The organism is Micromonospora kangleipakensis, from assembly GCF_004217615.1.
GTDB lineage: Bacteria > Actinomycetota > Actinomycetes > Mycobacteriales > Micromonosporaceae > Micromonospora > Micromonospora kangleipakensis.
Window position 1 is genome coordinate 6,824,284 of sequence record NZ_SHLD01000001.1, and the last position, 23,611, is coordinate 6,847,894.

The 23,611-nt window shown below is 72.5% G+C and carries 15 protein-coding genes and 2 pseudogenes; 8 read left to right on the forward strand and 9 right to left on the reverse strand.

Annotation, left to right across the window (positions count from 1 at the left end; all coding sequences use genetic code 11):
- Positions 1-46: 46 nt before the first annotated feature.
- Positions 47-421, forward strand: coding sequence for a hypothetical protein (locus EV384_RS32505; protein ID WP_130339450.1), 375 nt, complete (start codon positions 47-49; stop codon positions 419-421).
- 148 nt (positions 422-569) lie between these two features.
- Here the strand turns inward: EV384_RS32505 and EV384_RS32510 are convergent.
- Both EV384_RS32510 and EV384_RS32515 read right to left on the reverse strand, forming a co-directional pair.
- Positions 570-872: pseudogene (locus EV384_RS32510) on the reverse strand (glycoside hydrolase family 6 protein); the annotation flags it as partial.
- Between the two features lie 9 nt (positions 873-881).
- A complete protein-coding gene (locus tag EV384_RS32515) occupies positions 882-1,091 on the reverse strand; it encodes a hypothetical protein (RefSeq protein WP_130339452.1) in 210 nt (69 codons plus the stop codon).
- Positions 1,092-1,706: 615 nt separating this feature from the next.
- Between EV384_RS32515 and EV384_RS32520 the strand changes: the two genes are divergently transcribed.
- Positions 1,707-2,210 carry a hypothetical protein gene (locus EV384_RS32520; protein WP_130339454.1) on the forward strand — a complete coding sequence of 168 codons (504 nt, stop codon included), beginning with the start codon at positions 1,707-1,709 and terminating at the stop codon, positions 2,208-2,210.
- On the forward strand, positions 2,197-2,946 hold the full coding sequence (locus EV384_RS32525; RefSeq protein WP_130339456.1) for a class F sortase: 750 nt from the start codon (positions 2,197-2,199) through the stop codon (positions 2,944-2,946). The genes EV384_RS32520 and EV384_RS32525 overlap by 14 nt, the downstream gene beginning before the upstream one ends.
- Before the next feature lie 69 nt (positions 2,947-3,015).
- On the opposite strand, the gene EV384_RS32530 is transcribed toward EV384_RS32525, so the two are convergent.
- Positions 3,016-8,073, reverse strand: a complete 5,058-nt coding sequence (locus EV384_RS32530) for an NAD-glutamate dehydrogenase (protein WP_130339458.1) — start codon at positions 8,071-8,073, stop codon at positions 3,016-3,018.
- 286 nt (positions 8,074-8,359) lie between these two features.
- Between EV384_RS32530 and EV384_RS32535 the strand changes: the two genes are divergently transcribed.
- The gene (locus tag EV384_RS32535; protein ID WP_130339460.1) at positions 8,360-10,327 is read left to right on the forward strand and encodes a penicillin-binding transpeptidase domain-containing protein; all 1,968 of its coding nucleotides are present in this window, start codon (positions 8,360-8,362) and stop codon (positions 10,325-10,327) included.
- A 169-nt stretch (positions 10,328-10,496) separates the two neighbouring features.
- On the opposite strand, the pseudogene EV384_RS32540 reads toward EV384_RS32535, so the two are convergent.
- From EV384_RS32540 to EV384_RS32565, 6 genes and pseudogenes are all read right to left on the reverse strand, one after another.
- A pseudogene (locus EV384_RS32540) lies at positions 10,497-11,675 on the reverse strand (arginase family protein); the annotation flags it as partial.
- 66 nt (positions 11,676-11,741) lie between these two features.
- Complete coding sequence (locus EV384_RS32545) at positions 11,742-12,665, reverse strand: tetratricopeptide repeat protein (RefSeq protein WP_130339462.1); 924 nt, start codon at positions 12,663-12,665, stop codon at positions 11,742-11,744.
- Positions 12,666-12,876: 211 nt separating this feature from the next.
- Positions 12,877-14,565 carry a coenzyme B12-dependent isobutyryl-CoA mutase large subunit gene (gene icmA / locus EV384_RS32550; protein ID WP_130339464.1) on the reverse strand — a complete coding sequence of 563 codons (1,689 nt, stop codon included), beginning with the start codon at positions 14,563-14,565 and terminating at the stop codon, positions 12,877-12,879.
- 95 nt (positions 14,566-14,660) lie between these two features.
- The gene (locus EV384_RS32555; RefSeq protein WP_130339466.1) at positions 14,661-15,074 is read right to left on the reverse strand and encodes an Asp23/Gls24 family envelope stress response protein; all 414 of its coding nucleotides are present in this window, start codon (positions 15,072-15,074) and stop codon (positions 14,661-14,663) included.
- Positions 15,075-15,161: 87 nt separating this feature from the next.
- Positions 15,162-16,097 (reverse strand): methylmalonyl Co-A mutase-associated GTPase MeaB, encoded by a 936-nt coding sequence (gene meaB, locus EV384_RS32560; RefSeq protein WP_423202978.1) that lies wholly within the window; start codon positions 16,095-16,097, stop codon positions 15,162-15,164.
- 174 nt (positions 16,098-16,271) lie between these two features.
- Positions 16,272-17,471: an acetyl-CoA C-acetyltransferase gene (locus EV384_RS32565; protein WP_130339470.1), complete on the reverse strand. Its 1,200-nt coding sequence runs from the start codon at positions 17,469-17,471 to the stop codon at positions 16,272-16,274.
- A 62-nt stretch (positions 17,472-17,533) separates the two neighbouring features.
- Between EV384_RS32565 and mce the strand changes: the two genes are divergently transcribed.
- The 4 genes from mce to EV384_RS32585 all read left to right on the forward strand — a co-directional run bounded on the left by mce (position 17,534) and on the right by EV384_RS32585 (position 23,499).
- Positions 17,534-18,007, forward strand: a complete 474-nt coding sequence (gene mce / locus EV384_RS32570; RefSeq protein WP_130339472.1) for a methylmalonyl-CoA epimerase — start codon at positions 17,534-17,536, stop codon at positions 18,005-18,007.
- A 280-nt stretch (positions 18,008-18,287) separates the two neighbouring features.
- Positions 18,288-19,643 (forward strand): crotonyl-CoA carboxylase/reductase, encoded by a 1,356-nt coding sequence (gene ccrA, locus EV384_RS32575; RefSeq protein ID WP_130340945.1) that lies wholly within the window; start codon positions 18,288-18,290, stop codon positions 19,641-19,643.
- A 278-nt stretch (positions 19,644-19,921) separates the two neighbouring features.
- Entirely contained in the window at positions 19,922-21,175 is a 1,254-nt protein-coding gene (locus EV384_RS32580; RefSeq protein WP_130339474.1) for a DivIVA domain-containing protein, read from the forward strand.
- Between the two features lie 167 nt (positions 21,176-21,342).
- On the forward strand, positions 21,343-23,499 hold the full coding sequence (locus tag EV384_RS32585) for a coiled-coil domain-containing protein (protein WP_130339476.1): 2,157 nt from the start codon (positions 21,343-21,345) through the stop codon (positions 23,497-23,499).
- The last annotated feature ends 112 nt before the right edge of the window (positions 23,500-23,611 follow it).

Consider the following 23,611-nt stretch of genomic DNA (forward strand, 5'->3'; position numbering starts at 1 on the left):
GGTACGCGAGACGAGGGAACGCGTCTGGGGACAGGAGGGCAGCAGCATGACCGATCGTGACCGACCGCTCGAGGAGAGCCCCGAGGTGGCCGCCGCGGTGGACGACGACAGCACGGTGCCGCAGCTGAGAACCGGTGGCGGCGCCGACCGGGACAATCCGGTCTTCACCGAGCCCGACGGCGCGGTACCCGACACCGGTTCCCCGGACCTCCTCGGCGATCCGTTCGCGGCGGGCACCGGGGCCACCGGGACCGGCACCGGTGCGGGCGGGGACAACATCCGCACCGGCGCGGAGCAGCCGTGGGAGCCGGAGGACCTCGTGATGGCCCGGGGCCAGGACCTCACCCGGGAGAACCTGGAGCGCGCCCGTCGGGACCTGGCCGAGTTGGGCCGGGCGGCGATCGAGCGGACCGTCCCCTGAGCCCGTCCCCTGGTGCCGGGCGGATCGGCCCGGACGAGGCATCCGGCGGGGCCCCTGGCCCGATCGGTGAACGGTCGGACCAGGGGCCCGGGGGGCCCTGCCGCGCCGGTGCCTCTCTCCCGCCGCGGCGGGTAGGCCTGCCGGTTGCTCAGGAGAGCGGCGGGTAGGCGTTCATGAGCTCCTGGAACTGGACCGAGAACCAGGCGCCGGAGATCGGCGTGTCCGGCCGGGCCCCGCTCATGCTGTTGCCGTTGCGGGCGTTGCCGGCGTAGGTCGGGTCGCGCATCCGGTCGAAGCCCTTGCCCTCGTCGTTCGGGATGAGGGTGCTGGAGCCGTCCGACCCGCCCGGGGGCTTCACCCAGGCGTACGCGTCGATGCCCGGTTGGCTGGCCTGCGGGCGCTCGCCGAGGCCGGCCCCGGCCTAGTTGCACCAGTTGGCGGCGTGGATCCGCCCGAGGGTTCAGGCGCTGACCGGGTCGCCGAGGTTCCTGATGGTGACCGTGCCGGTGAAGCCACCCGGCCAGTCGCTGGTCGGGTAGTCCACGCTGCACCGGGTCGCGGCCTGCGCCGCGGTGACCGGAAGGGTCACCAGCCCGCCCGCGACCAGGACGCTCGCACCGGTCAGTGCGATCGCCCGGTTTCGGCCGGACAGCCTTCTCCGCACATTCATGCCACTGATCGCCTTGGGCGAGACCGGATCCGCGTACGGCCCGGCGGAATGGCCCCTCGGACGTCCGCGTGCGGACGGCCGCCGGTGCCACGGGTTTCTTTCGGGGGTGCCCGACCCGGACGGGCGTGGCGGGTGGTGACGCGACCGGGCGTGGGGGACGGCCGGTCGGCTGGTCGGATGTCGCCCGGGCGAACCGGGTGCCCTCGACACCTGACGTCGCGGTGTGGCTCCCCGAACCGGGTCCAGCGATTCTTGCATCGGAGCGCTTCCATGGCAATGGCTCGATGCCCGTCGCGTAGGGCACATGGGGGTGAACGGCCCGACAGGGTCGGGCTCGCCCAGGCCGGTGCGATCGCGGCAGGTCGGCGGCATGCGGCAGGGTCTGGCAGTCCGCACGCTCGGCGCTCAGCGAGGGCACAGCCGCCCGGGTGGCACGGAAGGCCACCGGAGGTCCAGGAACACGACCATAAGCCTCGTACCACTCCTACGCCGCGTTTCGCTCGTAGACTTTGAAACATGAATCTTTCCCCGGATAGCTCGCGAAACGTTCTAACGTCGGTCGTAGCTCGACTCTCGTCGGGCTCAGGACAAACAGGGGATGGAGTGACGCAAGTCATGGGAAAGAAGATGCTCGGGAAGGTCGTTGCGGGTGCCGCTCTCGGCGGCGCGTCCCTGCTGCTGTTCTCGCCCGGGGCGGCGTACGCGGCCGGACACGCGTACACGGGCAACGTCGCCAAGCCGCAGGTCAGTCTTCTTGAGTCCTGCCCTGAGGACCACGGGGACTGGGACCACAAGGACAAGGACCACGACAACAAGGATCACGACGGCAAGGACCGCGACCGCAAGGACGAGGACCGCGACAACAAGGACCACGACGGCAAGGACCGCGACCACAGGGACCGCGACAACAAGGACGAGGACCGCAAGGACCAGGACCGTCGGGACCACGACGACCGGGACCGCTGCATGCCGCGTGGCCACGTCGACGGGGGTGACGGTGGCATGACCACCACCAGCCTCGACCGCGGCATGGCCGCCAGCGGGGTGGGCGTGATCGGCGCCGCCGCCCTGGGTGGCATGGTCCTGCTGCGTCGGCGTCGGGCCAATGACCTCAGCTGACACGACGGCGACACCGGCCGGCGGCCGTCACGGGAAACCGTGGCGCGCCGCCGGCGCGGCCGTCGTCGTCCTCCTCGCCATGGTGGGCGCCGGCATGATCGGCGCGTCGGTGCGTACCGTGCCGCCGCCCCGCCCACCCCAGCCGCTGGCCCAGGCCGGGCCCGCCGATCCGACCACCACCGCCCCCGCCACCTTCGACGGCAGCCAGGCCGCCGATCAGGTCTCCGTGGCGGAGGAGGCGACGGACGCGCCGGACCGGGACATCACCCCCGCCGGTCTGGACCGGTCGACCCCGACGACCATCTCGATCCCCCGGATCGGGGTGAACGCCGAGATCATGTCGCTCGGCACCAACCCCGACGGCACGGTCCAGGTGCCCCCGCTGGACCAGGCCCAGCGGGCCGGCTGGTACTCCCCCGGCGCCAGCCCGGGTGAGGTCGGCAACGCGGTCATCGTCGGCCACGTCGACTCGGCCAAGCTCGGGCCGGCCGTCTTCTTCAACCTCGGCTCGCTCAGACCGGGGGACACCATCACGGTCGCCCGCGAGGACGGCGGGAGCGTCACCTTCACCGTCGACGAGGTGAAGTCGTACCCGAAGACGGCATTCCCGACGGAGCTGGTCTACGGGCCCGGCGACAAGCCGGCCCTGCGGGTGGTGACCTGCGGCGGGGTCTTCGACCAGAGCGCCCGCAGCTACCTGAACAACATCATCGTCCTCGCCACCATGACGCGGTGATGCGGACGCCCCGGCGCGGCCCGGTGGTCGGGTGACCGACCGACCGGACCGCGCCGGGGCACGTTCGGATCAGGCCGCGGCCGAGGTCCGGACCAGGGTACGGATCTGCCGCAGCAGCACCGACAGGGCGGACAGGTCGGCGCGGGACTCGTCGAACTCCCCCATCGCCCGGTGCGCCCGGTGGATCGAGGTGGCGTTCGCCTGCTCCCACTCCTGCACCCGCTCGTGGGGCGGGAGGCTGTCCGGGGTGGACCCGAGGACCTCCGCGGTGAGTGCGGCCAGCGCGGCGTACAGGTCGTAGCGCAGCGCCATCCGGGCCAGCGTCTGCCAGCGGTCCTCCCGCGGCAGCAGGGAGATCTTCGACAGCAGGGCGTCCACCCGGAAGCGGTCGGAGAGGACGAAGTAGACCGAGGCCACCTCGCCCACGTCCCGGCCGGCGGACCGGGCGGTCTCCACCACGTCGAGCAGGCCGAAGCTGTACATCAGCCGGGTGGCCTGCTCGGCCAGCTCACGCGGCAGCCCGCTGGAGGTCAGCGAGTCGATGTGCGACGCGATGGCCTCGCGCTCGCTGCCGTAGAAGAGGTTCTCCAGGCCGGGCAGGAGCCGGGCGATCCCGTCCCGCAGCCGGGCGATCTCCGCCGGCACGTCGATCGGCGAGCGCCGGTTGGTGACCAGCCAGCGCACCGCCCGGTCGAGCAGCCGCCGGGTGTCCAGGTAGACGCTGGTCTGCAACTCGGGCGAGACCTTGTTGTCCAGCGCCTCCACCGCGTCCCAGAGCTCACGCAGCCCGAACACCTCGCGGACCACCACGTACGCCCGGAGCACGTCCGCCGCCGAGGCGGCCGTCTCCTCGACGACCCGGAAGACGAACGAGATGCCGCCCCGGTTGATCGCCTCGTTGACCAGCACGGTGGTGACGATGTCCCGGCGCAGCCGGTGCCGGCCCATCCGGTCGGCGAACCGCTCCCGCAGCGGCGTCGGGAAGTAGTTGACCAGGACGTCGGTCGTCCACTCCTCGTCGGCCAGCCCGTCGGCCACGATCTCGCGTTCCAGCACGATCTTGACGTACGCCAGCAGCACCGCGAACTCCGGCGCGGTCAACCCGTTCTCGGTCCGGACCGCCAGCTCCTCGTCCGGCGGGAGCGCCTCCAGCGCGCGGTCGAGCTGACCGGACCGCTCCAACTCGTTGAGCATCCGCCGGTGCACCGGGAGCAGCGAGGCGGACTGGGCCTGGGCGTTGTTGATCGCCCGGGCCTGGTCGTAGTTGTCCCGCAGCACCAGCTCGGCGACCTCGTCGGTCATCTCGGCGAGGAGCCCGTCCCGCTCGTCCATGCTCAGCTCGTCGTCGGCGACCGCCGTGTTGAGCAGGATCTTGATGTTCACCTCGTGGTCCGAGGTGTCCACCCCGGCCGCGTTGTCGATGAAGTCGGTGTAGATCCGACCGCCGTTCTGCGCGTACTCGATCCGGCCGTGCTGGGTGAAGCCCAGGTTGCCGCCCTCGCCGACCACCCGGCAGCGCAGGTCCTTGCCGTTCACCCGGATCGCGTCGTTGGACTTGTCGCCCACCTCCGCGTTGGTCTGGCTGGACGCCTTCACGTAGGTGCCGATGCCGCCGTTCCAGAACAGGTCGACCGGCGCGGTGAGGATGGCCTTCATCAGCTCCTGCGGCGACAACTGGGTGACGTCGTCGTCGAGGCCGAGCACCGCGCGCACCTGCGGGCTGACCGGGATCGACTTCGCGGACCGGGAATACACCCCGCCGCCGGCCGAGATCAGCTCCGGGTTGTAGTCCTCCCAGGACGACCGGGGCAGGTCGAACAGCCGCTTCCGCTCGGCGTACGAGGCGGCGGCGTCCGGATCCGGGTCGAGGAAGACGTGCCGGTGGTCGAAGGCGGCCACCAGCCGGATGTGCTCCGACAGCAGCATTCCGTTGCCGAACACGTCGCCGGACATGTCGCCGACGCCGACCACGGTGAAGTCCTCGGTCTGGGTGTCGTGGCCCAGCTCGCGGAAGTGCCGCTTCACCGACTCCCAGGCGCCCCGGGCGGTGATGCCCATCTTCTTGTGGTCGTACCCGGCGGAGCCGCCGGAGGCGAACGCGTCGCCCAGCCAGAAGTTGTGCGCGGTGGAGATCTCGTTGGCGATGTCGGAGAAGGTCGCCGTGCCCTTGTCCGCCGCCACCACCAGGTACGGGTCGTCGGCGTCGTGCCGGACCACGTCGTCGGGCGGCACGATCTCGCCGCCGACGATGTTGTCGGTGACGTCCAGCATCGCGCCGACGAACTCCTTGTAACAGACCACCGCCTCGTCCCGGTCGCCCGGCTTCTGCTTGAGCACGAAGCCGCCCTTGGCGCCCACCGGCACGATCACCGTGTTCTTCACCATCTGCGCCTTGACCAGGCCCAGCACCTCGGTGCGGAAATCCTCCCGCCGGTCGGACCAGCGCAGCCCGCCCCGGGCCACCGGCCCGAACCGCAGGTGCACGCCCTCGAAGCGCGGCGAGTAGACGAAGATCTCGAACTTTGGCCGCGGCGCCGGCAGGTCCGGGATGGCCTGCGGGTCCAGCTTGAAGGCCACGAACGACTTGGGCCGCCCGCCGACCGGCTTCTGGTAGAAGCTGGTGCGCAGGGTCGCCTGGATCAGCGTCAGGTACGACCGCAGGATCCGGTCCTGGTCGAGGCTGGCCACGTCGTCCAGCGCCGCGCCGATCGCGGTGACCAGCTCGTCGCTGCGCTGCCGCCGCTCGTCCATGGTGGTCGCGCCCGGGGCGAACCGGGCCTCGAAGAGCTCCACCAGCAGCCCGGCGATCCGCGGGTACGCGATGAAGGTCTGCTCCATGTACTCCTGGGAGAAGACCGTGCCGGCCTGGCGCAGGTACTTCGCGTACGCCCGCAGCACGACCACCTGCCGCCAGGTGAGCCCGGCCCGGAGCACCAGCTCGTTGAAGCCGTCCACCTCGGCCTCGCCGCGCCATGCCGCCGCGAAGGCGTTCTCCACGTGCGGGCGCACCTCGGCCAGCTCCTGGTGCGCCTCGGGCAGCCGCAGGCCGAAGTCGTACAGGAAGACCCGGCCGTCGACCCGGTCCACCTCGTACGGGTGCTCGTCGACCACCCGGACGCCGAGCGAGTGCAGCACCGGCAGCACGGCGGAGAGCATCATCGGCTCGCCGTACCGGTAGACCTTGAACCGGACGTCCATCGTCTCGTCGACGTCCACGCCGGGTCGGCCCGGCCGCGGCGCGAGCTGCTTGCGGAACAGGTGCATCTCGAGCTGGCCGGGCTCCTCCAGCAGCTCCAGCTTGGCCAGGTCCTTCATCGCCTCGTACGGCGTGTGCCCGTCCTTGTAGCCCTCCGGGAACGCGTCGGCGTACCGGCTGAACAGGTGCTTGGCCTGCTCGTCGCCGAGCTTGCGCTCCAGCACCAGCCGGTAGTCGTCGTCCCAGAGCCGGGTCGCGTCGGCCAGCTCCTCGGCGAGCAGGTCGGCGTCGATCTCCCCGGGCGGGTTGGTCGGGTCGGTCCGGACGATGAAGTGCACCCGGGCGAGCATCGACTCGGTGACCCGGGTGGTGTAGTCCACCCCGACGCCGTTCAGCTCGCGGAGCAGGATGTCCTGCATGCGGAGGCGGTTCTGGGTGGTGAACCGGTCCCGGGGCAGGTAGATCAGACAGGAGATGAACCGCCCGTACGCGTCCCGGCGCAGGAAGACCCGCAGCTGCCGGCGGCCCGCCATCCGCAGCACGCCGATCACCGCGTGGTACAGGTCGTCGGTCTTGATCTGGAACAGCTCGTCGCGCGGGTAGGTCTCCAGGATCTGGAGCAGGTCCTTGCCGGAGTGGCTGCGTTGGCTCAGCCCGGAGCGGTCGAGCACCTCGGCGACCTTGCGGCGGACCACCGGCAGCTCCCGCACGCTGGTCCGGTACGCCGCGGTGGAGAAGAGACCCAGGAAGCGCCGCTCCCCGACCACCTCACCGGCGTCGTTGAAGATCTTGAAGCCGATGTAGTCGAGGTAGGCCGAGCGGTGCACGGTGGCCCGCGAGTTGGCCTTGGTGATGATCAGCAGGCGCTTTTCCAGCACCTTCTCGTGCGCCTCGGGGGTCATCGACGACAGCGCCCGGGCGTCCGGCGAGTCGGAGCGGAGGATCCCCAGCCCGGTCCCGAGCATGGCCTCCAGCGCCTGCCCGCCCTCCCCGCCGTCGGTGTCGACCAGCCGGTACTCGCGGTACCCGAGGAAGGTGAAGTGGTCGTGCGCCAACCAGCGCAGCAGCTCGACCGAGTCGGTGATGTCCTTCTCCGGCACCGGCGGTCGGTTGTCCGAGGTCCGCGCGGAGGCCAGCTCGTCAGCGAGCGCGAGGGCCCGCTGCCGCATCTTGGGCCAGTCCTCCACGGCCTCCCGGACATCGGTGAGCACCCGCTGCAGCTCCCGGCGGAGCTTCTCCCGGTCGGCCGCGTCGCGCACCGGGTCGATCTCGATCCGCATCCAGCTCTCGACCAGGTCGCCGGCGATCGCGTCGTCCGGCTCGACGTCGGCCGAGACCTCGGTCAGCCGGCCCAGCGGCTCCCGACGGACCACCACCAGGGGGTGGACCAGCAGGTGCACGTCGAGGTGGTGCGAGTTGAGCAGGGCGGTCACCGAGTCGACCAGGAACGGCATGTCGTCGGTGACGATCTCGATCACCGTGTGATGCTGTTCGGCGTCCGGCTCGTGGATGCGCAGTTTCAACTCGCCGGGAACCCGCTGCTGGGCCAGGTCCCGGTGCGCCCGGGCCGCGTCGAGCATCTCCTCGGCCGTGAAGCCGATCAGCTCCTCGTCCGGCGCGAACCGCCAGAAGCGGCCGACCAGGGTCGCCGCGTCGTGGTCGTCACCGGCCAGCGCGACCGCCTGGGCCACCAGGCGCTCCGCGTTCGGTACCGGTTCGTCGAGCTCGGCGTCCTCCACGTCGTCGCCCAGCGCCTGCGTCGGCAGGCCCAGGTCGTAGAGGGTGTCGACGCTCGAACCGGTCATCCCGGTCGCTCCCGTGTCGACGCGGCCGAAACCATCCCCGTCGGTCGCCGAATCGAAGCTGTCGTCCCGGCCGGTGTCAGCCTGCCGGAGGTCGGGTCCCGGTTTGATCGCCGGACGCCGGTCCATCGGTGCCACTCCCCTCGACCCACCGCGTTGTGGGTCACTCTCCGCCCAGCCTAGGCCCTACCGGTCTGCCCCTTCGTCGGCGGACCCCGGCCGGACGTCCGGATCGGGACTCTGTCCGTTCACCCGTTGCGGGTACGTGGTCGGCCGGTCGCGGAGTACCCCGGCTCGCGATGTTCATCACACTGTCGCAGTCCCCTCTTTCCGCACGTCGGAGCGGTGGCGGGGCCGTGGGAGAGCGCGGTCCGTACTAGCCTGCAGGGCAGTTTCACACCGGAGGGACAGCTTCATGCTCGTGTCGTACCCCGTTCGTCGTCGCCGATCCCCACTCCGGCCGATCTTCGCGGCGGTGACCGCCGCCATGCTCGCCGCCGGCGCGCTGGCCGGTTGCTCGACCGAGGACGGCCCCGAGCAGAGCGTGGACGCGTTCCTGGCCGGCTGGCGCTCCGGCGACCTGCACACGGTCGGCTTCATCGACGCGACCGGTGCCCGGGTGCCGGCGGCCGAGGTGACGAAGGAGATCCGGGGGCTCTCCGGGGAGCTGGTGGAGACCCCGCCCACGCTGCGGCGCAAGGGCGAGGCCAAGGTCACCGCGGACACCGCGACCGCCCAGGTGGAGGTCGCCTGGACGCTGCCGGGGCAGACCCGCTGGGTGTACGACCGGCCGGTCCGCCTCAAGCGCGGCAGCGACGACCAGTGGCAGGTGATCTGGGAGCCGACGCTGGTGCAGGAGCAGCTGGAGGAGGGCGACCGGCTGGCGCTGCGCCGGGACCGCGCGCGCCGGGCCGGGGTGCTGGACGGCGCGGGCGCCCCGATCGTGGCGCCCCGCCGGGTGGTGCGGGTCGGCGTGCAGCCCAGCGAGGTCACCGACGTGCGGGGGCTGGTCCGGCAGCTCGACGCCGCGTTCAAGGCGATCCGGCCCGCGCTCGTGCCGCCGGTCGACCTGTCCGATCTGCCGAAACGCCTCTCCGAGGCGGAGCCGACTGCCCTGGTCGAGGTGGTGACCCTGCGCGAGGAGGCGTACCGGCAGATCAAGCCCCGGATCTACGACCTGCCGGGCACCAAATTCCCGACCGACACGCTCGATCTGGCACCGACGCGGGAGTTCGCCCGAGCCCTGCTCGGCTCGGCCGACCCGGCACAGGCCGACGACCTGAAGGCGCACCCCGACCGGTACGTCGCCGGCGACCTGGTCGGCCACGGCGGCCTCCAGGGCCGGTACGACGACCGCCTGCGCGGGGTTCCCGGGCTCACCGTCGTCATCGAGCGGCCCAAGCCCGGAGAGCCGGGGATGACGACCGGCGCCGAGGTGTTCCGCAGCGAGCCGAGGACCGGCCAGCCGCTGAAGACCACCCTGGACGTGGCCACCCAGAACGCCGCCGACGCGGCGCTGCGCGGGGAGAAGCGGCGGGCCGCCCTGGTGGTGCTCCGGATCAGCGACGGCGCGGTGCTCGCCGCCGCCAACGGGCCCGGCCCGGCCGGGGAGAACCTCGCCTTCACCGCCCAGGTGCCGCCCGGCTCGACGTTCAAGACGGTCAGCGCGCTCGCCCTGCTTGACCGGGGCGCGGTGACCCCGGAGGCAACGGTCGCCTGCCCGAAGACGTTCGTGGTGGACGGCCGGCCGTTCAAGAATTCGGACAACTTCGAGCTGGGGGCGGTGCCGTTCAGCACCGACTTCGCGAAGTCCTGCAACACCGCCTTCGCCTCGCTGGCCCCGAAGCTCGGCCCGGACGGTCTCGCCACCACCGGCCGTACCCTCGGCCTGGAGGCGAAGTGGGACCTGGGCGCCGATGTCTTCACCGGCAAGGTCTCCACCGGTGGCTCCGGCACCGAGCAGGCCGCCGCGGCGATCGGCCAGGGCACCACCGTGGTCAGCCCGCTCGCGATGGCCGGTGCCACCGCCGCCGTGGCCCGAGGCCACTGGGAGCAGCCGAAGCTGGTGCTGGACCCGGCGCCGCAGCAGCCCGCCCCGGCGGCTGCGGCCCTCAAGGCGGAGTCCGTCGCGGCGCTGAAGACGATGATGCGCGGGGTGGTCACCGCCGGCACGGCCAAGGCCCTCGCCGACGTCCCCGGCGAGCCGGTGTACGGCAAGACCGGCACCGCCGAGTACGACAACAACCCGGCGCACACCCACTCCTGGTTCGTCGGCTGGCAGGGCGACGTCGCGTTCGCGGTCTTCGTCGAGCAGGGCGGGTCGAGCACCGACAGTGCGGTGCCGATCAGCGAGCGCTTCCTCCGCGCCCTCGCCGCCCGCTGACCGCCGGGCGCGGGACCGGTCAGGCGATGCCGGCGCTGGGCCCGGGGGAATCGTCGTCGCCCGGCTCGGGCGTGGCCTCCGCCTCCGGCGGCGACGTCCGGCGCAGCAGCGCGGGGCCGGCCGAGGCGGGCGGCCCCACCGGCTCCCGGCCCGCGAGGCGCTCCTCCTCGGGCGCGGCGACGCGACGCAGCAGCCCGGGTCCCGCCGACGCCCGGGACCCCAGCGGCTCCGGACCATCCGGCTGGGCCGGCGCGGCGGCCTCCACCGGCGTGGCGTCCTCGACGACCGGACCGATCGGCTCGACCGCCACCGCCGGGGCCGGCGCGACCAGGGGCGCCGGTGCCGCCAGCCCGCTCGGCTGGGGTCGCCCGTTGCCCCGCCTCGGGGACGGCGGCGCCGGGGTGGCCGGAAGCAGCCGCGGCGGCATCGCGGCCGGCGCGGAGACCGGCGCCAGCCCGGACACCACGGTGTTGACGATCTCGGCCGCGTACGACCCGTCGGGGTCGTAGTCCGGGTCGAAGACGGTCAGCTCGACGCCGAGGCAGTGCGGGGTGTCGACCAGGCCGGCAAGCAGGATCTCCAGCTCGGCGAAGGCGATGCCGCCCGGGTCCGGGGCGTCCACCGCCGGCATCACCGCCGGGTCGAGCACGTCCACGTCGATGTGCACCCAGTAGCCGGCGCAGTCGGCGAGCTGCTCGTGCGCCCACTGCGCGGTCCGCGCGGCGCCCTCGGCGCGCAGCGCCGGCACGGGCCGGGTGGTGATCCCGGCGGCCTGGAGGTCGAGTCGGTATTCGTCCTGCGCCCGGATGCCGAGCACCACCACGTCGATGTCCCGGAAGTACGGGCGGCGTCCCTCGATGGCGGCCAGGTCGGCCTGCCCCCGGCCGGTGACCAGGGCGAGGTCCTCCCCCGCCGCCGCGCCGACATAGGAGGCGTTGCCGGGGTGCCGGAAGTCGGAGTGGCCGTCCACGAAGACCAGCCCGATCCGGCCGCCGACCGCCTCGCCGAGCCGGTGCATGGCCAGCGCGGAGCCGAGCAGCACCGAGCAGTCCCCGCCGAGCACCAGCGGGAACTCTCCCCGGTCGATGATCGCGCCGATCCGGTCGGCCAGCGCCACGGAGTATCCGGAGATCTCCGGGGCGTGGCAGACGCCGTCGCCGGGGCGCCAGTCGCCCGGGTCGTACCGCGGCGGGGTGAGGCAGCCGGCGTCCCGGGCCCGCAGCCGGGCGAGCAGGCCGTGGTCGCGCAGCGCGCCGGGCGCCTTGGCGCAGCCGGGGACGGAGGTGGTGGTGGGTGGGCGCAGCCCCAGGTTGGTCGGCGCGTCGAGGACGGCGATCCGGCGCATCATGGGCTCCCGTCCTCGGTGGTCGGGCGGGCCGGCCGGAACGCCGGCCCGCGCTGGCGTGCTACGAACTCAGAACAGGGCGCTGGCCAGGGCCCGGCGGGCCGAGGCGACGGCGGGGTCCTCCGGGCCGGCGATGGCGAAGAGGCCGACCAGGTGCTGGCGTACCTTCTCGCGGTCGTCGCCGGCGGTCCGGCGGACCAGGCCGACCAGCCGCTTGTAGGCCTGCTCGGCCAGGCCGCTGAGCACCTCGATGTCGGCGGCGAGGAGCTGCGCCTCGACGTCGTCGGGGGCGCCCTCGGCGGCGGTGAGCGCGGCCTGCGGGTCGGCGCCGGCGACCCGGCGGGCCAGCCCGACCTGGGCGAGCCCGGCCTCGGCCGCGGCGTCCGCCGGGGACTCGGCCAGGATCTTCCGGTACGCCCGCTCGGCGGCGTCCAGGTCGCCGCTCATCAGCGCGTCGTCGGCCTCGTCGAGGCGGGGGTCCTCCGGCTCGGCCACGGCGACGCCGCCGGCCTTGAGCACGGCGGAGATCCACTGGCGGAGCTGGGCCTCCGGCACCACCCCGGAGAAGGCGTCGATCGGCTGCCCGCCGACCACCGCGTAGACCATCGGGATGCCCTGCACCCGGAACATCTGGGCGATCCGCGGGTTGGCGTCCACGTCCACCTTGGCCAGCACCCACGCGCCGTCGCCCTCGGCGGCCAGCCGCTCCAGCACCGGGGAGAGCTGCTTGCACGGCTCGCACCACTCGGCCCAGAAGTCCACCACCACCGGGGTGCTGAGCGAACGCTCCAGCACCTCCGACTGGAAGGTCGCCTCGGTCACGTCGAGCACGGCCACCCCGCCGCCGCCTGGGGCGGGAGCGCCCGGAAGACCGGTGGGCGGCCCGGACTGGGCCGGTGTGGTGGGACGGGTGGGGGCCGGTGTGCCGCGCAGCGCGCTGAGGTCGACCGCGCCGCGGGTGAAGATCGACGAGGTGATCCGTGGGTCGCTCATGGTTATCTAGTCTCGCACGGACCCCGCCGAACTCAGATCAACCGCGACGGCGACAGTTGCAGTTCTCACCCTGCTCACCACCCCTCTCACCACCCCGCTCGCCCCCACCCCCGCCACCTCTCCGCGATCTTGCAGTTTCTGCCCCGGCAAATGCGACAGATGCCGCATCAGAGGGGCCCGAAGTGCAAGATCGCGAAGGGTGGGGGTGGGGTTAGAAGCGGGCGGGTTCGCGGTAGGTGCCCCACTCGGCGCGGAGGGCGTCGCAGATCTCGCCGAGGGTGGCCTCGGCGCGGACCGCCTCGAGCATCGCCGGGATCATGTTCTCCGTGGTGCGGCTGACCTCGACCATGCGGGCGACGGCGGCCTTGACCGCGGTCTCGTCGCGGGCGGCCTTGCGCTCGGCGAGCATCCGGCGCTGCTCCAGCTCCACCTCGTGCGAGATGCGCAGGATCTCCAGGTCCTTGGTGACCGTGCCGGTGTGGCAGTTGACCCCGACGATCTTCTTGTCGCCCTTCTCCAGCGCCTGCTGGTAGACGAAGGCCGACTCGGCGATGTGGCCGGTGAACCAGCCGTCCTCGATGCCGCGCAGGATGCCCGAGGTCATCGGCCCGATCTGGTGCGGCCCCTCGCCACCGAGCTGCCGGATCCGGGCGAAGATCTCCTCGGCCTCGGCCTCGATCCTGTCGGTGAGCGCCTCGACGTACCACGACCCGCCGAGCGGGTCGGCCACGTTGATCACCCCGGTCTCCTCCATCAGCACCTGCTGGGTACGCAGGGCGATCTCGGCGGACTCGTCGGTGGGCAGGGCGAGGGTCTCGTCCAGGGCGTTGGTGTGCAGCGAGTTGGTCCCGCCGAGCACCGCGGCGAGGGCCTCGACGGCGGTCCGCACCACGTTGTTGACCGGCTGCTGGGCGGTCAGCGACACCCCGGCGGTCTGGGTGTGGAACCGCAGCCAGAGCGCCTTCTCGCTGGTGGCGCCGTAGACGTCGCGCAGCCAGCGGGCCCAGATCCGGCGGGCCGCGCGGAACTTGGCGATCTCCTCGAAGAAGTCCACGTGGGAGTCGAAGAAGAAGCTCAGCCCCGGGGCGAAGACGTTGACGTCCAGCCCGCGCGACAGGCCCAGCTCGACGTAGCCGAACCCGTCGGCCAGGGTGTACGCCAACTCCTGCGCGGCGGTCGAGCCGGCCTCGCGGATGTGGTACCCGGAGACCGAGAGCGGCTTGTAGCGCGGGATCTCCCCGGCGCAGTACTCCATCAGGTCGCCGATCAGGCGCAGGTGCGGCTCCGGGTCGAAGAGCCACTCCTTCTGCGCGATGTACTCCTTGAAGATGTCCGTCTGGAGCGTGCCGTCGAGGGTGGACAGGTCGGCGCCCTGCCGCTCGGCGGCGACCAAGTACATGCAGAACACCGGCACGGCCGGGCCGGAGATGGTCATCGAGGTGGTGACGCCGGCCAGGTCGATGCCGTCGAAGAGCGACTCCATGTCGGCGGCCGAGTCGACGGCCACGCCGCAGTGGCCGACCTCGCCGAGCGCCTGCGGGTCGTCGGAGTCGCGCCCCATCAGCGTCGGCATGTCGAACGCGACGGAGAGCCCGCCGCCGCCCGCGCCGAGGATCATCTTGTAGCGCTCGTTGGTCTGCTGGGCGTTGCCGAACCCGGCGAACTGCCGGATCGTCCAGGTCCGCCCGCGGTAGCCGGTCGGGTAGAGCCCCCGGGTGTACGGGAACTCACCCGGCCAGCCGATCCGCTCGAAGCCCGGGTACGCGGCACCCTCCGGCGGGCCGTACACCGGGTCCACGGTCATCCCGGAGAGCGTGGTGAAGTCCGCGTCCCGCTTGCGCGCGGCGTCGTAGCGGGCCTGCCAGCGTGCCCGTCCGGCGGCGATCTCGTCGGCGTTCATCCGCGGAGCTCCTCCTCGAGTCCTCGACTGAAGACCGAGTGTAGAACGGAGGCCTGAACGATCGCTAAGGATGTTCGTACCGGTCGGTAACCTGGTCAGGCCGAGGGCACCGCCGGACCGCCCAGGGCCACGTCGTCGACCCGGATGTTGATCTCGTCGACCCGCAGCCCGTACGCCTCGACGCCCGCCGTCACCGCGGACCGCACCGCGTCGGTCACCTCCGGCACCGGCCGGCCGCCCTCGATCACCAGCACCAGGTTGACCACCGCCGCGCCGTTCGTGACGTGCGCCGAGCAGCCCCGCCGGGCATCCCCCACCTGGTCCAGGCCGACCTTGTCGAGCACCGCGTTGAAGAACCGGGCCACGTCCCCGCCCAGCTCGGCCACTCCGGGCACGGACTTCGCGGCGGCCACCGCGATCTTCTCCACCACCTCGTCGGAGACGTGCGTCGTGCCGCCCGCCACCGTGTCCGGCGTCACGGACAGCTCCTGGGTCGCCTCGTCAGCCATGCTCCTACCCCCACCACACACGCGCACCGCCCCACGACCGTGAGGCGGTGCGAGCGTACTAGGTGGGTCCGGTCCGGAGTGGACCGCTCAGGCGCCGAGCTGGGCGAGCAGCTCGTCGGCGGCCGCGTACGGGTCGATGGCGCCCTCGGCCACCTTGGCGGCGAGCGTCGTCAGCTCCGTACCGTCGCGCAGCGAACCGATCCGGGCGCGGAGGACGCCGAGCGCGATCGCCTCGACCTCGGCGGCGGCCCGCGCCTCCCGGCGGCGGCGCAGCTCGTCGTGCTGCTCCAGCCAGCCGCGGTGCTTGTCGATGGCGGCGGCGATGTCGTCGATCCCCTCGCCCCGCGCGGCGATGGCCCGCACCACCTGCGGCCGCCACTCCCCCGGCCCGCGCTCGCCCAGGGCGATCATGCCCTGGATGTCGCGGACGGTGGCGTCGGCGCCGTCCCGGTCGGCCTTGTTGACCACGAAGACGTCGGCGATCTCCAGGATGCCCGCCTTCACCGCCTGGATCGCGTCGCCCATGCCCGGGGCGAGCAGCACCAGCGTGGTGTCGGCCAGCGAGGCGACCTCCACCTCGGCCTGCCCGACGCCGACGGTCTCCACCAGCACCACGTCGCAGCCGGCGCCCTCGAGCACCCGCACGGCCTGCGGGGTCGCCGCGGAGAGCCCGCCGAGGTGCCCCCGACTGGACATCGAGCGGATGTAGACGCCCGGGTCGGTGGCGTGATCCTGCATCCGGACCCGGTCGCCGAGGATCGCCCCGCCGGTGAACGGGCTGGACGGGTCGATGGCCAGCACGCCCACCCGGTGGCCGCGCGCCCGCAGCGCCCGGACCAGCTCGTTGGTGGTGGTCGACTTGCCCACGCCCGGGGACCCGGTCAGGCCCACCACCTGGGCCTGACCGGCGTACGGGGCGAGGGCCGCCGCGACCTGCGGCAGCACCTCGTCGCCGGACTCGACCAGGGTGATCAGCCGGGCCACCGCGCGGGGGTCACCCGCGCGGGCCCGCTCCACCAGCATCGGTACGTCCCGGCTGCGGCGCACCGATCCGACGGCCGCCGCCGGGGCGTTCTCGACGGTCTCACTCACTGTGCCGCCTTCGTTCGCGACTGCGGGGCTCGCAAACCCGGCTCACTCCTCGCGCTCACTGGTCATGTCCCCTGTTCGGCCCGCGGGATCGACTGGATCCCGCGCTCACTGCTGGGCTTCGCCGCCCGCCGGCACGTGGATGATGAGCGCGTCGCCCTGGCCACCGCCGCCGCAGAGCGCGGCCGCGCCGGTGCCGCCGCCGCGCCGCTTGAGCTCCAGCGCGAGGGTGAGCACCAGCCGGGCGCCGGACATGCCGATCGGGTGGCCGAGCGCGATCGCGCCGCCGTTGACGTTCACCTTGTCGGTGCTGATCCCGAGGTCCCGCGCGGACTGGATGCCGACCTGGGCGAACGCCTCGTTGATCTCGATGAGGTCGAGGTCGGCGACGCTGAGGCCGCCCTTCTTCAGGGCGTGCTGGATCGCGTTCGAGGGCTGCGAGTGCAGCGAGTTGTCCGGGCCGGCCACGTTCCCGTGCGCGCCGATCTCGGCCAGCCAGGTCAGCCCCAGCTCCTTCGCCTTGGCCTTGCTCATCACGACCACGGCGGCGGCGCCGTCGGAGATCGGCGAGGAGCTGCCGGCGGTGATCGTGCCGTCCTTGGTGAAGGCGGGCCGCAGCCTGCCCAGCGACTCGGCGGTGGTGTCCGGCCGGATGCCCTCGTCCTCGCTGATCACCAGCGGCTCGCCCTTGCGCTGCGGGATGATCACCGGGCTGATCTCGTCGGCGAAGTGGCCGTTCTTCTGCGCGGCGGCGGCCCGCTGGTGGCTGGCCGCGGCGAAGGCGTCCTGCTCCTCGCGGGTGATGCCGTGCTTGACGCCGTGCCGCTCGGTCGACTCGCCCATCGAGCAGCAGTCCCAGGCGTCGCTGAGCCCGTCGAGGGCCATGTGGTCCTTGATCGTGACGTCGCCGTACTTGTAGCCGCTGCGCTGGCCGAGCAGCAGGTGCGGGGCGTTGGTCATCGACTCCATGCCGCCGGCCACCACGATGTCGAACTCGCCGGCCCGGATGAGCTGGTCGGCCAGGGCGATCGCGTCCAGGCCGGAGAGGCAGACCTTGTTGATGGTCAGGGCCGGCACGGACATCGGGATGCCCGCCTCGACCGCCGCCTGCCGGGCCGGGATCTGACCGGCGCCGGCCTGGAGCACCTGCCCCATGATCACGTACTGCACCTGGTCGGGGGTGACGCCGGCGCGCTCCAGCGCGGCCTTGATCGCCACCCCGCCGAGCTTCGTCGCCGGGAGGTCCTTGAGGTTGCCCAGCAGCCGACCCATCGGGGTCCGCGCGCCGCTGACGATCACCGAAGCCATGCCTGCCTCCGAGGGGGGTGCCGAGCTGTACGCCTTAACGATTGTTCGGTCAGACTAGCGCCATGGCAGAGAACTCCCCCGTCGAGCCCGCTGCGGACTACGTCACAGACATCGGGCTGCGCCGCATCGACCACGTCGGGATCGCGGTGGCCGACCTGGACGCCGCGATCGACTTCTACCAGCGCACCTTCGGGATGCGCTGCGTGCACACCGAGACCAACACCGAGCAGGGCGTACGCGAGGCGATGCTGGCCGTCGGCCCGAGCACCGAGGGCGGGTGCGTGCAGCTGCTCGCCCCGCTGACGCCGGAGTCGACGATCGCGAAGTTCCTGGACCGCAACGGTCCGGGTGTGCAGCAGGTCGCGTACACGGTGGCGGACATCGACGCGGCCTGCGCGGCGCTGCGCGAGCGCGGCGTCCGACTGCTCTACGAGAAGCCGAAGCGGGGCACCTCCGACTCCCGGATCAACTTCGTCCACCCCAAGGACGCCGGCGGCGTCCTGGTCGAGCTGGTCGAGCCGGCCGCCGGCCACTGACCCGCCCGGTGGGGCCTCGGGTTCCGGGGTCCCACCGGCATCCGGACCGAGCGCGGCCCTGCGCGGTTCGCCGCTTCCCCGGACACCTCCACGCATCGGCGGATGCAGTTTTTCACACAGGGCTTCCGGCCCTAGCTACCGTTCAGTAACGTCCGACCCCACAAGGAGCGCGACCGGTGCCGGATGTGTCGATTGCCGACATGGCGGTCGGTCGCACCGGCGCCGACGATGGCAGCACCCCCTGCCCCCCGGCGTGGGTGCGGACGAACGGGAGGTCACCGTGCAGGACATCCTCGAAGCGATCATGGCGGCGGAGGGCTCCGGCCAGCCGGAGCGGGAGCTCGCCGGCCTCGCCGGCCTGCCGGTACCGGAGAGCTACCGGGGCGTGGTGGTGCGCGCCGAGGACACCCGGATGTTCGACGGGATGGCCACCCGGGACAAGGACCCGCGCAAGGCCCTGCACCTGCAGGAGGTGCCCACCCCGGAGCTCGGCCCGGGCGAGGCCCTGGTCGCGGTGATGGCCAGCGCGATCAACTACAACACCGTCTGGACCAGCATCTTCGAGCCGCTGCCGACCTTCAAGTTCCTCCAGCGCTACGGCCGGCTCTCCGAGCTGACCCGCCGGCACGACCTGCCGTACCACGTGGTGGGGTCGGACGCCGCCGGCGTGGTGCTGCGCACCGGGCCCGGGGTGACGAAGTGGAAGGCCGGCGACGAGGTGGTCGCGCACTGCCTGTCGGTGGAGCTGGAGGACGCGGCCGGCCACGACGACACCATGCTCGACCCGCAGCAGCGGATCTGGGGCTTCGAGACCAACTTCGGCGGGCTCGCCGAGCTTGCCGTGGTCAAGGCCAACCAGCTGATGCCGAAGCCGCGCCACCTGAGCTGGGAGGAGGCGGCCAGCCCCGGGCTGGTCAACTCCACCGCGTACCGGCAGCTGGTGTCGCACCACGGGGCCAACATGAAGCAGGGTGACGTGGTGCTGATCTGGGGCGCCTCCGGCGGCCTGGGCGGCTACGCCACCCAGATGGCGCTCAACGGCGGGGCCATCCCGGTCTGCGTGGTCTCCTCCCCGGAGAAGGCCGAGCTGTGCCGGAAGATGGGCGCCGAGCTGGTCATCGACCGCGCGGCCGAGGGCTTCCGGTTCTGGAAGGACGAGGAGACCCAGGACCCGGACGAGTGGCGTCGTTTCGGCGAGCGGATCCGCGAGCTGACCGGCGGCGAGGACCCGGACATCGTCTTCGAGCACCCCGGCCGGGAGACCTTCGGCGCCAGCGTCTACGTGGCCAAGCGCGGCGGCACCATCGTCACCTGCGCCTCCACCAGCGGCTACCAGCACCAGTACGACAACCGGTACCTCTGGATGCACCTCAAGCGGATCGTCGGCAGCCACTTCGCCAACTACCACGAGGCCTGGCAGGCCAACCGCCTGGTGGCGCTCGGTCAGATCCACCCGACGGTGTCGAAGACCTACTCGCTGGAGCAGACCGGCCAGGCCGCGTACGAGGTGCACCGCAACGCGCACCAGGGCAAGGTCGGCGTCCGCTGCCTCGCGCCGACGGACGGCCTCGGCGTCCGCGACACCGAGCTGCGCGCCCGGCACGAAACGGCGATCAACCGGTTCCGGGGCCACTGACCCGTACGGGTAAGGCCGGGATGGCCATTGCGGCGAGGCGGCCATTGCCTTTCCATCACCCGGCGCACCATTCGAGTCACGGCTGACAAAGGGCCGCGGGGCATCGTCCCGCGGCCCTTTTCCCGCTCACCTTGCGTGACGCCCGACCCGCCCCGGGACCTGCCAAGATCGCCGTTTGGTCCGGTCCCACCGGGACCGCGAGTTGACCATGTAATGAGGACACGAAAGCTGCGCACCGCTCTTGCGAAGCACCCTGGGGCGTCTGCGAGTATGTCCCAATGCCCCAGCAGCAGTCCTCCCCGCTTGCGTTCTTCGATAACGCGAACTCACAGCCCGATTTCACCGTTGGCCTGCGCGGATACAACACCGGTCAGGTCGATGACTTCATCGGTCGGCTGACCGCCGCGCTGACCCAGTCCGAGCAGGCCCGCGCCGAGGCCGAGCAGCGGATGAACGACGCCCAGCGCCGGCTCCGCCAGGCCGAGCAGCGCCAGAACGCGTTGGAGCAGAAGCTCACCGACACCAACAAGCAGCTCGAGGAGAACAGCCGGCCGACCCTGTCCGGCCTCGGCACCCGCGTCGAGCAGATCCTCCGGCTGGCGGAAGAGCAGGCCAACGACCACCGCAACGAGGCCAAGCGCGAGTCGGAGGGCATCCTCTCCGCCGCCCGCCTCGAGGCCCGCGAGATCACCGACAAGGCGCGCGCCGAGGCGGCCGCGATGAAGGCCACCGCGGAGCGGGAGGCCGGCAGCGTCCGCACCACCGCCGAGCGGGAGGCCGCGGAGGTCCGGGTCCAGGCCCGCCGCGAGGCGGACACCCTGCGCGCGGACGCCGAGCGGGAGACCAAGCAGCTGCGTACCGTCACCGCACACGAGGTGGCCGAGCTGAAGTCCACCGTCGAGCGTGAGGTCGCCACCCTGCGGGCCACCGCCGAGCGGGAGATCACCCAGCAGCGGGCCAAGGCCGCGCGGGAGGCCGAGGAGAAGCGCGCCGAGGCGACCAAGCTGCTCACCGACGCGCGCGACAAGCGCGACAAGGACCTGCAGGCCCTGGAGCTCCAGCTCGCCGAGCGGCGGGAGAAGGCCGAGCGCGAGGAGTCCGAGCGGCATGCCGCGCAGGTCGCGCAGACCCAGAAGCTGGTCAGCGAGGCCGAGCAGCGGGCCCGGGCCGCGCAGGAGCGGGCCAAGGAGATCGAGCAGCGGGCCGAGGCCCGCCGGGTCGAGTCCGAGCGCACCGCCAACGAGACGGTGGAAAAGGCCAAGGCGCTGTCCGAGAAGACGCTCAACGAGGCCAAGGCCGAGTCGCAGCGGCTGCTCAGCGAGGCCCGCACCGAGGCCGAGCTGACCACCCAGGCGGCCCGCCGCGAGGTCGAGGACCTCACCCGGCAGAAGGACGCCGTCACCTCCCAGCTCGGTCAGATGCTCTCCGGTCTCGCCGGCATCGTGCCGGGCGTGCCGGCGGCCCCGGCCAAGCCGGAAGCGGCCAAGAAGGAGGGTTCCGAGGAGCGGGTCATCGCCGAGTCGGCCAGCTGAGCACCACCCGCATCGGGGCATGATCCACGGCGCGGGGTGACACCGGGTAACCGGTGGAACCCCGCGCCGTCATGCTGCCGCGCCCGTTCCGTCCTATCAGTGAATAAGCTCCCAACAGGGGCGTCCGTATCGCCCCAGCAGAGCCGGATGCGTGTGAGGATGGGGGCATGTCGCACGGCGAGGAACTGTTTGCTCTCGGCGGGGACGTGACCACGGAGCCCAGCTTCGAGTCCGCTCTGCGGGGGTACGAGAAACGACAGGTCGACCGGTACGTCGCTCGTGCGGAGCACGAGATCGCGACCCTGACGACCGAGCGGGAGCAGGCGTACACGCAGATCCACAAGCTGGCCGGCCAGGTGGAAGTGCTGCAACGCGACCTCGCCCAGGTGCGCAAGCAGGTGGGCGTGGTGGACCGGGCCTCGTTCCGGCACCTCGGTCCCCGGGTCGAGCAGATCCTCACGATGGCCGAGGAGCAGGCGGACGAGATCGTCGCCTCCGCCGACGAGGAGATCGAGGCCCGGCGGGCGGCCGCCGAGCACATCATCGAGGAGGCCCGCGAGCAGTCCGCCCAGGCGCTCAAGGACTTCGAGATCGCCCTCGCCGCCCGGCGGGCCGAGGAGGAGCGGCACGCCGCCGCCCGCAAGGCCGAGGCCGACGCCAGCCTGAAGGCCGCCAAGGCCGAGTCCGACGCCAGCCTGAAGGCCGCCAAGGCCGAGGCCGACGCCAGCCTGAAGGCCGCCAAGGCCGAGGCGGAGAAGCTCCGCAAGACGGCCCAGGACGCGCTGGCCAAGGCCCAGCAGGAGGCCACCCAGCTCCGGGACACCGCCAAGGAGATCCACACCCGGGCTCAGCAGGAGTCCACCCGGCTGCGCGAGTCCGCCAAGGAGGCCCTGGCCAAGGCCCAGCAGGAGGCGACCCAGCTCCGCGAGGCCGCCAAGGAGATGCACGCCAAGGCGCAGCAGGAGGCCAAGCGCCTCACCGAATCCGCGACCGCGGCGAGCCGGGCCACCCACGCCAAGGCGCTCCAGGAAGCCAAGCAGATCGTCGACGACGCCGAGGAGGCCGCCAAGGCGACCCGCGGCCGGGCCCGGCAGGAGGCCAACCGGCTGACCACCGAGGCCGCCGATGCCGGCAAGCGCAACCGGGCCGAGGTCGAGGCGTACGTCCAGCGGATGCGGAGCGAGACCGAGGCGTACGTGCAGCACGCCCGCGCCCAGACGCAGCAGGAGCTGGGCGCCTGGCGGGCCGGCGTGGAGCGGGAGGTCAACTCCCGGCGGGAGGCGGCCGACAAGGAGCTGGCCCAGCGCCGGGCCGCCGCCGAGCAGGAGTTCGCCAAGCGCCGCGACGAGCTGGACAAGCAGCACTCGACCCGGCACGCCGAGCTGGAGAAGCTGCACAAGACCCGGCAGGACGAGCTGGAGCAGGCGTACACGGCCCGGCGGAACGCGATCGAGCAGGGCGCCGCGGCGGTCCGCGGGGCGGCCGAGCACGACGCGCTGACCATGCGACGCCGGGCCGAGGACGAGGCCACGGAGCTGCTCCGCCGGGCCGAGGCCGAGGCCACCGAGAAGCGCCGCAAGGCCGACGAGCACGTCGCCGCCTCCCGGCGCCAGTTCGAGGAGTACGCGGCCACCACCCAGCAGCACCTGGCCACGACCCAGCAGCACCTCGCCGCCACCCAGCAGGAGGTGGCCTCCGGCCGGCAGCAGCTCGCCCAGGTGATGCTGGAGATCGCGCAGGCCCAGCAGGAGCTGGCCGACCTGCGGCAGGAGACCTGGAAGTCCCGGCAGGAGTCCGACGAGCTCCAGCGGAAGCTGACCGAGCTCCGGTTGCAGGAGACCGCCGGCACGACCTCCGCCGGCCTCGCGGCCACTGCGGTCGCCCCCGGCAAGCTGGCCGGGCCCACCGGCGGGGGTGCGGGCCAGGTCCCCGGCAGGGGCACGGGTCCGGTACCCGACACGGACACGGAGCCGGTCACCGCGAACGTCAGGGCACCGGTGACCGCCAACGGCCGGGCGGCTGCCCCCACCAACGGCCGGGAGCCGGCGACGGCAGCCCCGGCGGAAGCGAAGGAGCCGGCCGCCGGCGGTGCCGCCACGGCCGACACCGGAGCGGCCCGTCCGGTCGGCGAGCCGGTGACCACGGTGGACGGCGCCGCCGGGCTGGACGGCGAGCCGACGGTGGCCGCCGTGCCGGGCGCGGGCGGCCGGGGCGCCACCCCGACGAAGATCACCAGCACCGGCGAGAACGGCAAGCGGCCGACGAAGCCGACCACCGACGAACGCAGCGCCAAGCCGAGCACCGTCACCGTCGAGTCGGACTGACCGCACCGGGTCCCCCGCCCACCGGCCGGCGAGACACGTCGACGGCGCCTGCCGCCACCTCGCCGACGTGGGGTTGTCCGGCATCCCCGAACACCACCACATCCCCGACCCG

Coding starts and splice junctions, on each gene's coding strand:
- icmA (WP_130339464.1), bottom strand. CDS start 14,565: ATGAACGCCGACGAGATCGCCGCCGGACGGGCACGCTGGCAGGCCCGC.
- EV384_RS32525 (WP_130339456.1), top strand. CDS start 2,197: ATGACCTCAGCTGACACGACGGCGACACCGGCCGGCGGCCGTCACGGG.
- EV384_RS32585 (WP_130339476.1), top strand. CDS start 21,343: ATGTCGCACGGCGAGGAACTGTTTGCTCTCGGCGGGGACGTGACCACG.
- EV384_RS32515 (WP_130339452.1), bottom strand. CDS start 1,091: ATGAATGTGCGGAGAAGGCTGTCCGGCCGAAACCGGGCGATCGCACTG.
- EV384_RS32520 (WP_130339454.1), top strand. CDS start 1,707: ATGGGAAAGAAGATGCTCGGGAAGGTCGTTGCGGGTGCCGCTCTCGGC.
- EV384_RS32530 (WP_130339458.1), bottom strand. CDS start 8,073: ATGGACCGGCGTCCGGCGATCAAACCGGGACCCGACCTCCGGCAGGCT.
- EV384_RS32535 (WP_130339460.1), top strand. CDS start 8,360: ATGCTCGTGTCGTACCCCGTTCGTCGTCGCCGATCCCCACTCCGGCCG.
- mce (WP_130339472.1), top strand. CDS start 17,534: ATGGCAGAGAACTCCCCCGTCGAGCCCGCTGCGGACTACGTCACAGAC.
- EV384_RS32545 (WP_130339462.1), bottom strand. CDS start 12,665: ATGAGCGACCCACGGATCACCTCGTCGATCTTCACCCGCGGCGCGGTC.
- EV384_RS32555 (WP_130339466.1), bottom strand. CDS start 15,074: ATGGCTGACGAGGCGACCCAGGAGCTGTCCGTGACGCCGGACACGGTG.
- EV384_RS32565 (WP_130339470.1), bottom strand. CDS start 17,471: ATGGCTTCGGTGATCGTCAGCGGCGCGCGGACCCCGATGGGTCGGCTG.
- EV384_RS32580 (WP_130339474.1), top strand. CDS start 19,922: ATGCCCCAGCAGCAGTCCTCCCCGCTTGCGTTCTTCGATAACGCGAAC.
- EV384_RS32505 (WP_130339450.1), top strand. CDS start 47: ATGACCGATCGTGACCGACCGCTCGAGGAGAGCCCCGAGGTGGCCGCC.
- meaB (WP_423202978.1), bottom strand. CDS start 16,097: ATGCTGGTGGAGCGGGCCCGCGCGGGTGACCCCCGCGCGGTGGCCCGG.